12 protein-coding genes are annotated in these 11,535 nt (G+C 73.6%); 3 read left to right on the top strand and 9 right to left on the bottom strand.

The window, feature by feature from the left end:
- The 4 genes from ABT247_RS26750 to rimP form a co-directional block, all read right to left on the bottom strand.
- Nucleotides 1-252, bottom strand: a 252-nt coding sequence (locus tag ABT247_RS26750) for a translation initiation factor IF-2 N-terminal domain-containing protein (protein ID WP_350746999.1), incomplete at its 3' end; no start/stop codon positions are given.
- A gap of 230 nt (nt 253-482) precedes the next feature.
- Nucleotides 483-725 carry a YlxR family protein gene (locus ABT247_RS26745; RefSeq protein WP_350746996.1) on the bottom strand — a complete coding sequence of 81 codons (243 nt, stop codon included), beginning with the start codon at nt 723-725 and terminating at the stop codon, nt 483-485.
- Nucleotides 726-851: 126 nt separating this feature from the next.
- The gene (nusA, locus tag ABT247_RS26740; RefSeq protein ID WP_350746993.1) at nt 852-1,853 is read right to left on the bottom strand and encodes a transcription termination factor NusA; all 1,002 of its coding nucleotides are present in this window, start codon (nt 1,851-1,853) and stop codon (nt 852-854) included.
- Between the two features lie 55 nt (nt 1,854-1,908).
- Nucleotides 1,909-2,466 (bottom strand): ribosome maturation factor RimP, encoded by a 558-nt coding sequence (rimP, locus tag ABT247_RS26735; protein WP_350746990.1) that lies wholly within the window; start codon nt 2,464-2,466, stop codon nt 1,909-1,911.
- Nucleotides 2,467-2,759: 293 nt separating this feature from the next.
- On the opposite strand from rimP, the gene ABT247_RS26730 reads away from it, so the two are divergent.
- Nucleotides 2,760-3,854, top strand: coding sequence for a DUF4439 domain-containing protein (locus ABT247_RS26730; RefSeq protein WP_350747002.1), 1,095 nt, complete (start codon nt 2,760-2,762; stop codon nt 3,852-3,854).
- 114 nt (nt 3,855-3,968) lie between these two features.
- Nucleotides 3,969-4,922, top strand: coding sequence for an aminoglycoside phosphotransferase family protein (locus tag ABT247_RS26725; RefSeq protein WP_350746987.1), 954 nt, complete (start codon nt 3,969-3,971; stop codon nt 4,920-4,922).
- Nucleotides 4,923-4,977: 55 nt separating this feature from the next.
- Here ABT247_RS26725 and ABT247_RS26720 read toward each other — a convergent pair whose 3' ends face one another.
- From ABT247_RS26720 to dxr, 5 genes are all read right to left on the bottom strand, one after another.
- Nucleotides 4,978-5,544, bottom strand: coding sequence for a GNAT family N-acetyltransferase (locus ABT247_RS26720; RefSeq protein ID WP_350746984.1), 567 nt, complete (start codon nt 5,542-5,544; stop codon nt 4,978-4,980).
- Between the two features lie 88 nt (nt 5,545-5,632).
- A complete protein-coding gene (locus ABT247_RS26715; RefSeq protein WP_350746982.1) occupies nt 5,633-6,526 on the bottom strand; it encodes a GNAT family N-acetyltransferase in 894 nt (297 codons plus the stop codon).
- Between the two features lie 177 nt (nt 6,527-6,703).
- Nucleotides 6,704-7,864, bottom strand: a complete 1,161-nt coding sequence (gene ispG / locus ABT247_RS26710) for a flavodoxin-dependent (E)-4-hydroxy-3-methylbut-2-enyl-diphosphate synthase (protein WP_207813195.1) — start codon at nt 7,862-7,864, stop codon at nt 6,704-6,706.
- 179 nt (nt 7,865-8,043) lie between these two features.
- The gene (locus tag ABT247_RS26705) at nt 8,044-9,348 is read right to left on the bottom strand and encodes a M50 family metallopeptidase (protein ID WP_350746978.1); all 1,305 of its coding nucleotides are present in this window, start codon (nt 9,346-9,348) and stop codon (nt 8,044-8,046) included.
- Between the two features lie 94 nt (nt 9,349-9,442).
- On the bottom strand, nt 9,443-10,672 hold the full coding sequence (gene dxr / locus ABT247_RS26700; RefSeq protein ID WP_350746975.1) for a 1-deoxy-D-xylulose-5-phosphate reductoisomerase: 1,230 nt from the start codon (nt 10,670-10,672) through the stop codon (nt 9,443-9,445).
- 165 nt (nt 10,673-10,837) lie between these two features.
- On the opposite strand from dxr, the gene ABT247_RS26695 reads away from it, so the two are divergent.
- Entirely contained in the window at nt 10,838-11,506 is a 669-nt protein-coding gene (locus ABT247_RS26695; RefSeq protein ID WP_350746972.1) for an NAD(P)H-binding protein, read from the top strand.
- Nucleotides 11,507-11,535 lie beyond the last annotated feature (29 nt).

Below are 11,535 nucleotides of genomic sequence, written 5' to 3'. Positions count from 1 at the left end.
GGGTGCACCCAAGCCGGGTGCACCCGCGGCAGGTGCCGCGGGCTGGGGCGCCGCGGTCTTCCGCGGGCCAGGCTTGGCGCCACCACCGGTGGGGGCCACTCCAAGCGCGTCAGTCAGCTTGCGCACGACCGGCGCCTCGATCGTCGAGGACGCCGAACGGACGAACTCACCGAGCTCGGTCAGCTTGGCCATCACGGCCTTGCTCTCCAAGCCAAGCTCCTTGGCGAGTTCATAAACCCGGACCTTAGCCACTTCACTCCTGTCTATGAGTCCGGGGGTCTCGTCCGCCGGACTGTCGCTACTTCATGGGCGTACCCATCGCGTACTCATCGCGTACTCATCGAGTGCTCATCGCAATCTCGACCTACTTCCACATCGCGAGGTACCTGACTGGTGGCGCGGCGCGCGGCTGCCCGCACGCCGTGCTTGTTGCGGTGGTTCTCCGCCGCGCTGGGCGGCGGCTGTCGCGGGAGGCGGCCCGACTAGGAGGCCCCGCCCGCCCGCTCCTCGATGAACTCGCGGAGCCGCTCCGTGTCGAGCGCGCCCTGGAGCCGGAAGGCCCGGGGGAACGCCCGACGGCGGACCGCGAGGTCGAGGCAGGCCGGATCGGGGTGCAGGTGTGCGCCCCGGCCCGGGAGTGCGCCACGGGGATCGGGGACGCAGACGCCCTCGACCGCCGTGACACGCAACAGCTGGTGCTTGGCCGCGCGCTTGCGGCAGCCCACGCAGGTGCGTTCCGGGCGTGCTCGGACATGCGTCCGGCCAGACGAAGGCAAGTCTACCCCTCCGAAGCGACATGGCGCCGCCCCGCTGATCCCGGAGGACCGCGGGGACGCTCAGGACAACACTGACTACTGGGCCGGGGATTCCTCGGTCTGGCCCTCGGTGTCCGGCCGGATGTCGATCCGCCAGCCGGTCAGACGCGCGGCCAGGCGGGCGTTCTGCCCCTCCTTGCCGATCGCCAGCGACAGCTGGTAGTCCGGAACGATCACCCGCGCGGAGCGCTGGGCGGCATCCACGATCTCCACGCTGGTCACCCGTGCGGGGGACAGCGCGGCGGCCACCATCTCGCGCGGGTCCTCCGACCAGTCCACGATGTCGATCTTCTCGCCGTGCAGCTCGCCCATCACGGCGCGCACCCGGGAGCCCATCGGACCGATGCAGGCGCCCTTGGCGTTCAGCCCGGCGCGGCGCGACCAGACCGCGATCTTGGTCCGGTGGCCGGCCTCACGGGCGATCGCGGCGATCTCCACGCTGCCGTCCGCGATCTCCGGGACCTCCAGCGCGAACAGCTTCTTGACCAGGTTCGGGTGGGTGCGCGACAGCGTGACCGACGGCCCGCGGACCCCGCGGCGCACCGCCACCACGTAGCACTTCAGGCGGGTGCCGTGCCGGTAGTCCTCGCCCGGGACCTGCTCCTGCGGCGGCAGGATGGCCTCCAGCTTGCCGATGTCGACCAGCACGTTCTTCGGGTCGTTGCCCTGCTGGACGACACCGGTGACGATGTCGCCCTCCTTGCCCGCGTACTCGCCGAAGGTCTGGTCGTCGGCGGCGTCGCGCAGGCGCTGCATCATCACCTGGATGCCGATGCTGGACGCGATCCGGCCGAAGCCGCTCGGGGTGTCGTCGAACTCCTTCGGCTCGACCCCCTCGTCCAGCTCCGCCGGGTCCTCCATGGCCCACACGGTGACGTGGCCGCTCTTGCGGTCCAGGTGCACCCGGGCCCGGCGGCGCGAGCCCTCGGTGCGGTGGTACGCGGTGAGGAGGGCGGACTCGATGGACTCGACCAGCAGGTCGAAGGGGATGTTCTTCTCGTTGACCAGCGTGCGCAGGGCACTCATGTCGATGTCCACGGCTACGCCTCCTCGTCTTTCGTCACGTTCATGATGGTCGTACGGCGGCCGGGGCTCACTCGGTGCCGTCGTCCCCCTCGGCGGAGTCGGCGGCGTCGTCGAAGTCGGCGGCCTCGTCCAGGAGCTTCTCGTCGTCCTTGCGGTTGAACTCGACCTGGACCCGCGCCCGGGCCACCTCGCCGTACTCCAGACGGCGCTCCTTCGGACGGCCGCGCCCCTTCACCGGCTGCACCTCGACCAGCGCGCCGTCCTCGTCCGCCTCCAGCACCCGGGCGACGATCTCCCCGCCGTCGACCAGGTGGATGGCGGCCAGCCGGCCCTCCGCACGCTGCCAGTGCCGCGGCAGGACCAGGGGACGCTCCGCACCCGGCGAACCGACCTCCAGCAGGTAGGGCTCGTCGCCCATCACGTCGGACGCGTCCAGGGCCTCGCCGACCACCCGGCTGAACTCGGCGATGGTGTCCATGTCCACGCCGCCGTCGGTGTCGACGTCGATCTGCACCTGCCGGCGGCTCCCCGCCTTGGTGACCTTGACGTCCTCCAGGTCCAGTCCGGCCTGGGCGGCCAGCGGCTCGAGCAACGCGCGCAGCCGGTCGGTGTGGGTGGTGCTCATCCGGGTGGACTCCTCGGCCGCGTCTGCTGTTGTCGGAAGGTCGCCCCGCGCCCTCCGCGCCGCAGGGGCGCACACCGGGTCACGGCAGCTCGGCCCAAAGCCTAGCCGGTGAAGCACCCAACCACCGATTCCGGACCACCACCGACCGGTCGGACGCCACCCACTGCGAGCAAGGTCACATCCGCCCGCCCGGCCCGGGCCGCCGCCCGCAATCGTGGGGGTTCTGCGAAGATTCAGGCCGACGAGGGCAGGCGGGGAGGCCGTCCTCCCGTACCCGCCCCGGAGTGACCGCGATGCAGCCGCCCAGCCGACGGACCTTCCTGGCCCTCGGGCTGATCACCCTCGCCAGCGCCTGTACCGGCTCCCCCGGCGGCGACCCCGACGGCGACGTGCTGCCCGGCAACCGGCGCCCCGGCCCCGACCCGGACCTCGCCGTCCGCCTGCGCGCCCTCGCCGCCACCGACACCCTGCTGGCCGCGTACGACAGTGCCCTCGCCGCCCCGGACGCCCGGACCGCCCTGCTCCAGCCCCTCCGGGCCGAAACCGCCCAGCACCGCGCCGCGCTCGCCTACGGCGTCCCCGCCGCCTCGGTGCCGCCGACCTCGGCCGCCACCACCCCCGCGGCGAACGCCACCCCCACCGCGACCACCACCCCGACCGCCCCGGCCACCCCGGCCACCCCGGCCACCCCGGCCACCCCGGCCGCCCTGGCCGCCCTGGCCGCCCTGGAGCGCCGGACCGCCCAGTTCCGCCTCGCCGAGCTCGGCGCCGCCCGGCCGCCGCTGGCCCGGCTGCTCGCCTCCGTCGCCGCCGCCAACACCCTGCACGCCACCGCCCTCGACCCGACCGACCAGGGCATCGACCAGCCCGCCGCCACCACCGCCCCGAAGCCCGACGCCCCGGGCACCGGCTCCGCCCCGGGCACCGGCTCCACCCCGGGCACCGACTCCGTACCGGCCCTGCAGAACGCCCTCGGCGCCGAGCACGCCGCCGTCTACGGCTACGGCGTCGTCGGCGCCCACCTCTCCGAGGACCGGCCGCGCGCCGACGCCCGAACCGCCCACGCCGCCCACCAGGCCCAGCGCGACGCCTGGCAGCGCCTCCTCACCACCCTCGGCGCCACCCCCACCCCGGCCGCCGGCGGCTACCAGCTGCCCTTCCCGGTCACCGACGCCCCCGCCGCCACCAGACTCGCCGCCCACCTCGAAACCCGGCTCAGCGCCGTCTACGCCGACCTGGTCGCCGCCCTGCCCGCCGCCCAGCGGCCCACCGCCGCCACCGCCCTGCGCGACTGCGCCCTCCGCGCCCGCCGCTGGGGCGCCCCCGACACCGCCTTCCCCGGCATCCCGGAAACCGTCCCCACGCCGACGGCGACGCCCCGGCCCTGACGGCACCGGCGGCACCCGGGCCCCCGCCCGCGGCACGTCCCACCACCCCCGATCCCCCGCCATCCCCGACAATGGACACACGCCCCGAGGACCCCACCAACCGGAAGGCCAGGCATGTCGGGAAGCCCGCCCCCCGTCCCCGTCCCCACCTGGCTGGCCGACAGCGTCACCGCCGCCCACGGCGAGGCGGGCCGCCAGTGGCTGACCACCCTGCCCGCCCGAGCAGCCGCCCACCTGAGCCGCTGGAACCTCACCCCCGAACGCACCCTGGACCCCGGCGGCAGCCTCAGCCTGATCACGTACGTCCACCGCGACGACCTCTCCCCCGCCGTCCTCAAGACCGGCCTGGTCACCCCCGAGACCGCCCACGAGCACACCGCCCTCACCCACTGGGCCGGCCGGGGTGCCGTCCTCCTCCTCGACGCCGACCCCGCCGAGGGCGTCCTCCTGCTGGAGCGCCTCCACGGCGAGATCCCGCTGCGCTCACTGGCCGAGTCCAAGGCCATGCTGGAGGCCACCAGCCTGCTGCACCGCCTCTGGGTGGAGCTGCCCGAGCCGCCGGCCCCCTACCCCACCCTCAGCGCCCGGGTCGCCGACGCCGCCGCCCGGGTCGCCGAGCTCACCCGACACGGCGAAGACCCCGCAGGGACCGGCCGCTCCCTGACCGCCGCCCAGCCCCTGATCGCCGAAGCGCTGGCCACCGCCGAGTCCCTGGCCGCCTCCGCCACCGAGAACTTCCTCCTGCACGGCGACTTCCACCACGGCAACGTCCTGGCCGCCGACCGCGCCCCCTGGCTGGCGATCGACCCGCGCCCGCTGGCCGGCGAGCGGGCCTACGACCTGGCCCGGCTCGCGCTGGACCGCGCCGACACCCTGCTCGGCTCCCCCGGCGCCCCCGCCGCCGTCCGCCGCCGGCTCCACCAGCTCTCCGACGCCCTCGGCGTCGACGAGGACCGCCTGCGCGGCTGGACCCTCTTCCGTTCCGTGGACCTGGCCCTCCGCTCGCTCACCGCGGGCCGCCAGGAGGACGCCGAACTCCACCTGGAGTTCGCGGGGCACCTCTCGTAGCGGGAGCCGGTGAGCCCGCAGGCCCGTGCGCCCCCGGCCTGCCTAGGGCCCGTCTTCAAACCCCCGCCTGCGGGCCGACGCCGGGGCCCCGCAGCGGCAACCGCGCTCCCATCACCGCGTACAGCCGGTCCGTGGCGGGAAACCGCACCGCCCGGGCCAAGTCCTGGTAGCCCAGCGCCCGGTAGAGCCGCCGGGCCGGCGTCTCGGCGTCGATCGCCGACAGGATGCTCCGGTCCAGCTCCGACGCCTCGCACAGCCTCCGGATCAGCCCGGTCCCGACGCCCTGCCCCTGGAACTCCGGCAGCACGTGCAGTTCGGTGACCGCGAACACCCCGTCCAGCCAGTCCCCGTGGCCCCGGGCGGCCAGGTACGGCTCGATGACCGTGCTCCACCAGTGCTCCCGCCGGTTCGGCATCCCGTACCCGAACCCGACCAGCCGCCCTGCGCTCATCGCGCCGAACGCGATCACCCCGGGCTGCCCGGCGTGCCGGCCGACGATGTGCAGCCGTACCGTGACCTCCTCGGGCGTGAGCCCGAACGCCACCGCCTGGACCTCCAGCGCCTGCGGCGCCCAGGCCGCAAGGTCGATGGCCTCGATCGTCACCCCGGTCAGCTGATCCATGCTCCGGACGTTACTACCAGCGGCCCGGCGGTGCGGCCGAAGATCCGAACCCGGCCCCGGAGAACCGCGGGCACGGCCCGGGGAACCCTCAGAACAGCACGCTCATGAACGCCCCGACCTCGCGGAACCCCACCCGCCGGTACGCCGCCCTCGCCCGCAGGTTGAAGTCGTTGACGTACAGCGAGACCACCGGCGCCACCTCCCGCAACGCGATGTCCAGCACCGCCGCCATCCCGGTCTCGGACAGACCCTGCCCCCGGTGCTCGGGCGCCACCCAGACCCCCTGGATCTGGCAGGCCCCCTCCGTCACCGCGCCGATCTCCGCCTTGAACACCACCTGCCCGTCGTCCGAGAACCGCGCGAACGACCGCCCGGTGGAGACGAGTTCGGCCACCCGGGCCTGGTAGAGGAGCCCGCCGTCCCCCGCCAGCGGCGACACCCCCACCTCCTCGGTGAACATCGCCACGCACGCGGGCATCAGCGTCTCGACCTCGTTGCGCCGCACCCTGCGCACCAGCGGGTCCGGTGCGATCTCCGCCGACGGCGTGGAGGTCGCCAACAGCGGCTGGTGGGCCCGGACTTCACGGGCCGGTCCCCAACTGCGCTCCAGCAGCGCCCAGAAGGAGGCGGTCGCCTCGGCCGGCCCCACGATCGAGGAGCAGCGCCGCCCCTGGCGCCGGGCCCGTTCGGCGAAGGCCGCGACGGCCTGCGGTCCGGCGTTGACCAGGACGAGGTTCGCACCCGCGTAGCAGAGGGATTCCAGCGAACCGTCGCGGTCGTACCAGCCCCAGATCTCCCCGCCGAGCCGCCAGGGGTCCAGCCCGACGGACTCGACCCGGGTGGCGACGAAGGCGTTGGCGACCGGGTCGCGGTGGAGGACCTCCAGGGCGTCCGCGAGGTCGGGGGGTTCCAGCACGCGGGTGGCGGCCAGGGCCCGGGCTACCTGGAAGGAGCTGGGGAGAATCACACCTCGGTCGAGCATCGAGACCGCACCTCACTGAGACGACTCTGGCCGCACCCTACTCCGTGGCCCCACCCGGCTACGGCTGCGGGGCCGTCCGCGAACGGACGGCCCCGCTTCCGGAAAACTGCGCTGCAGTCGCGTTCGACCCGGGCGGGATCCGGACGGGCCGGAGCCGGCGATCGGGTCGAACGGCGGTCACTCGGCGGCGACGACGGTCGGCGAACCGGCCTCGACGCCCTCCTCCTGCATCTGCTCGGCGAGCTTGAGCGCCTCCTCGATCAGGGTCTCGACGATCTTCGACTCGGGAACGGTCTTGATCACCTGTCCCTTGACGAAGATCTGCCCCTTGCCGTTGCCGGAGGCGACCCCGAGGTCGGCCTCGCGGGCCTCGCCCGGGCCGTTCACCACGCAGCCCATGACGGCGACGCGGAGCGGCACCTCCATGCCCTCCAGCCCGGCGGTGACCTCCTCGGCGAGCTTGTAGACGTCGACCTGGGCGCGGCCGCAGGACGGGCAGGAGACGATCTCCAGCCCGCGCTGGCGCAGCCCGAGGGACTCCAGGATCTGGGTGCCGACCTTGATCTCCTCGGCCGGCGGGGCCGAGAGCGAGACCCGGATGGTGTCGCCGATGCCCTCGGCGAGCAGCGCGCCGAAGGCGACCGCGGACTTGATGGTGCCCTGGAAGGCCGGTCCGGCCTCGGTCACGCCGAGGTGCAGCGGGTAGTCGCAGGCGGCGGCGAGCTGCCGGTAGGCCTGGATCATCACGACCGGGTCGTTGTGCTTGACCGAGATCTTGATGTCGCGGAAGTCGTGCTCCTCGAACAGCGAGCACTCCCACAGCGCGGACTCGACCAGCGCCTCCGGGGTGGCCCTGCCGTACTTCTCCAGCAGCCGCTTGTCGAGGGAGCCGGCGTTGACGCCGATCCGGATCGGCACCCCGGCGTCCTTGGCGGCCTTGGCGATCTCGCCGACCTTGTCGTCGAAGGCCTTGATGTTGCCCGGGTTGACGCGCACGGCCGCGCAGCCGGCGTCGATCGCCGCGAAGACGTACTTCGGCTGGAAGTGGATGTCGGCGATCACCGGGATCTGCGACTTCTTGGCGATGATCGGCAGGGCGTCGGCGTCGTCCTGGGAGGGGACGGCGACCCGGACGATCTGGCAGCCGGACGCGGTGAGCTGGGCGATCTGCTGCAGCGTGGCGTTGATGTCCGAGGTGACGGTGGTGGTCATCGACTGCACCGAGACGGGGGCGTCACCGCCGACCGGAACGTTGCCGACCATGATCTGCCGGGAGTACCGGCGCTTGGCCAGCGGCTTGAGCGGCAGGGACGGAATACCGAGCGAGATCGCGGTCATGTGCGCAGGGTTCCCCGGGGTTGAGGTGTGGTCGACCGCCCGGCCGCTGGGACGGCCGAGGCCGGGCGCGCTGACGATCGCGCACCCGGCCTCCACGGTACGGCACGGTCAGGGCCGCCAGCACACCCGCCGTACCCGAACGCACTCCGGGCGGGGGACCGGGGGTCCGAGGACCGGCCCTAGCTGATCTTCACCGGATTGATCAGGTCGGCCACCATCACCAGCAGGGTGAACCCGATGAAGACGCTCGCCACGACGTACGCCACCGGCATCAGCTTGGCGACGTCGAACGGGCCCGGATCGGGCCGTCGGAACAGCCGGGCGATGCGGCGGCGGACGGCCTCCCAGGCCGCGCCGGCGATGTGGCCGCCGTCCAGCGGGAGCAGCGGCAGCATGTTGAACAGGAAGAGCGACAGGTTGATGCCGGCCAGCAGGTTCACGAAGATCGCGACCCGCTGGGCGGCGGACTCGTCGAGGGAGAACACCTCGCCGCTGACCCGCGCCGCGCCTACCATGCCGATCGGCGAGTCGGGGTCGCGCGGGGCGTCGCCCACGACGGCGTTCCAGAGTCCGGGGATCTTGCCGGGCAGGGCGGCCAGCGACTTGACGCCGTTCGCGGCCATGTCGGTCATGCGGTCGACGGACTGCCCGAAGGTCTGCTGGACGGTGTCCCTCTTGGGAGTGAATCCGAGGAAGCCCGCCTGGACGGTCTGGCCCTTCAGCGGCACGCCGTCGCCGTCGTACTTCTGCACGTCGTTGACCGCGATGGTGGGCTTGAAGGTGAGCTGCTGACCGCCGCGCTCCACGACGATCTCCACCTGCTTGCCGGGCGACTTCCGGATGTCCGCCTGGAGCTGGTCGTAGTCGCGGATCCGGTCGCCGTCGAAGGAGAGCACCTTGTCGCCCTGGCGCAGGCCCACCTCGTTGGCCGGGGTCTTCGGCGCGTCGGCGGGGCAGGTGTCGGTGGGCTGGCCGGCCTTGACGACGCACGCCGCGACCGAGCCGATGGTGGGCACGGGCATCGAGACGCCGAAGCCCATCATCACGGTCAGGAACAGTCCGAACGCCAGGACCAGGTTCATGAACGGCCCGGCGAACATGACGATGATCCGCTTCCAGGGCCTGCGGGTGTAGAACAGCCGGTCCTCGTCGCCCTCCTGGAGCTCCTCGTAGGAGGCCTCGCGGGCGTCCTCGATCATGGTCCGCCACGGCGAACTGCTGCGCTTGGTGATCCGGCCGTCCTCGCCCGGCGGGAACATCCCGATCATCCGGATGTACCCGCCGAACGGGATCGCCTTGATGCCGTACTCGGTCTCGCCCTTCCGGCGCGACCACAGGGTCGGGCCGAAGCCGACCATGTACTGCGGCACCCGGATGCCGAACAGCTTGGCCGTGGAGAGGTGGCCGAGCTCGTGCCAGGCGATCGAGACGAGCAGCCCGACCACGAAGACCAGGATGCCGACCACCGTCAAAACCGTTGCCACCGCTGGCCCTCCGTCATGCCGCTCCGCTCATCGTCTGGTCGTACCGCGTGCCCTGCCGGACCGGGGGTACCGCCGGTACCGCGGGCCGGTGTGCTCAGCCCGCCGCCAGCTCGCGGGCCCGGGCACGGGCCCAGTCCTCCGCGTGCAGGACGTCCTCGACCGTCAGGGAAGTTCCCGCCACCGGCGTGCCGTGCTCGGCCACGACCTTGGCAACAGTGTCCACGATCCCCGTGAAGGCGAGGCGGCCCTTCAGGAAGGCCTCCACACACTCCTCATTGGCCGCGTTGAACACCGCCGGCGCCGTCCCCCCCAGGGTGCCCACCTCGCGGGCCAGCTCCACCGCCGGGAAGGCCTCGTCGTCCAGCGGGAAGAACTCCCAGGTCGCGGCCTTCGTCCAGTCACAGGCCGGGGCGACGTCCGGCACCCGGTCCGGCCAGCCGATCCCCAGGGCGATCGGCATCCGCATGTCCGGCGGGCTGGCCTGCGCCAGGGTCGAGCCGTCGGTGAACTCCACCATGGAGTGCACCACCGACTGCGGGTGGACCACGACCTCGATCCGGTCGAACGGCACGTCGTACAGCAGGTGCGCCTCGATCACCTCGAGGCCCTTGTTGACCAGGGTGGCCGAGTTGATCGTGACGACCGGGCCCATCGCCCAGGTCGGGTGCGCCAGCGCCTCCTCCGGGGTGACCCCGGCCAGCTGCTCCCTGGTCCGGGTGCGGAACGGCCCGCCGCTCGCCGTCACCACCAGCTTGCGGACCTCGGCCCGGGTACCGCCGGCCAGCGCCTGGAACAGCGCCGCGTGCTCGGAGTCCACCGGCACGATCTGGCCGGGCTGCGCCACCGCCTTCACCAGCGGGCCGCCGACGATCAGCGACTCCTTGTTCGCCAGCACCAGCACCCGGCCGGCCTCCAGCGCCGCCAGGGTCGGCCGCAGGCCGATCGACCCGGTGATGCCGTTCAGCACCGAGTGGCACTCCGTCCCGGCCAGCTCGGTCGCCGCGTCCGGCCCGGCCAGCACGGCCGGCAGCGGACGGCCCGCCGCCTTCGCCGCCAAGGCCTCGCGCAGCGCCGGCTCGGCCGCCGGATCGGCCACCGCCACCGTGTGCACACCCAGCCGCAGCGCCTGCTCGGCGAGCAGTTCCACCCGGCCACCGGCCGCCGACAGGGCGACCACCCGGAAGCGGTCCGGGTTGCGGAGGACCACGTCGATGGCCTGGGTGCCGATCGAACCGGTGGAGCCGAGGATCACCAGCTCCCGGGGGCCGGAGGGGTCCGCCACGGTGGGCGTGAAACGCAGCTGCGGGTGGGCGAGCGAAGTCATGCGCCCCATTGTGTCCTGTTCGCGGGTGTCCTGGTGGCGGGGTCCGGTCGGGGTCGCGAGGCCCGGTCGGGGGCGCGGGGTCCGGTCGGGGTCGCGGGTCGGCGGGTGTGTCCGGTCGCGGCGCTCCCCAGGACGGCCCGGCCCGCCCGGGCTACCGTCGGAGCCATGCGTACCGTCATCGCCGGGGGCCACGGACAGATCGCCCTGAAGCTGGAACGGCTGCTCGCCGACCGCGGCGACCGCCCCGCCGGGATCATCCGCCGCCCAGAACAGGCCCAGGACCTCGTCGATGCCGGCGCCGAGCCGCTGCTGCTCGACCTGGAGTCCGCCACCGTCCCCGAGCTGGCCGCCCTGCTCGCCGACACCGACGCGGTGGTCTTCGCCGCCGGCGCCGGACCGGGCAGCGGCGCCGACCGCAAGAACACCGTCGACCGCGACGCGGCCGTGCTGCTCGCCGACGCCGCCGAACTGGCCGGGGTGCGGCGCTACCTGATCATCTCCTCGATGGGCGCCGACGCGGCCGCCCGCCACCCCGGCGACCCGGTCTTCGAGACCTACCTGCGCGCCAAGGGCGCCGCCGACGACGCCGTCCGGTCCCGCACCTCACTCGACTGGACGGTGCTGCGCCCGGGACGGCTCACCGACGGCCCCGGGACGGGGCTGGTCCGCCTCGCCCCCTCGGCCGGCCGGGGCTCGGTCGACCGGGCCGACGTGGCCGCCGTCCTGGCCGCGCTGCTGAACGAGCCCGGCACCGCCGGACAGACCCTGGAGCTGGTCGCCGGGAACGCCACCGTCGAGGAGGCCGTCGCCGCCGCGGCCGGCCACGACGGCTGAGCGGCCCGCCCGCCCCCGGCCGAAAGGCC

It is taken from the genome of Kitasatospora sp. NPDC001539 (genome assembly GCF_040298565.1).
GTDB lineage: Bacteria > Actinomycetota > Actinomycetes > Streptomycetales > Streptomycetaceae > Kitasatospora.
Note: the sequence above shows the minus strand (reverse complement) of the source record. Positions and strands in the feature narration are given on the sequence as shown.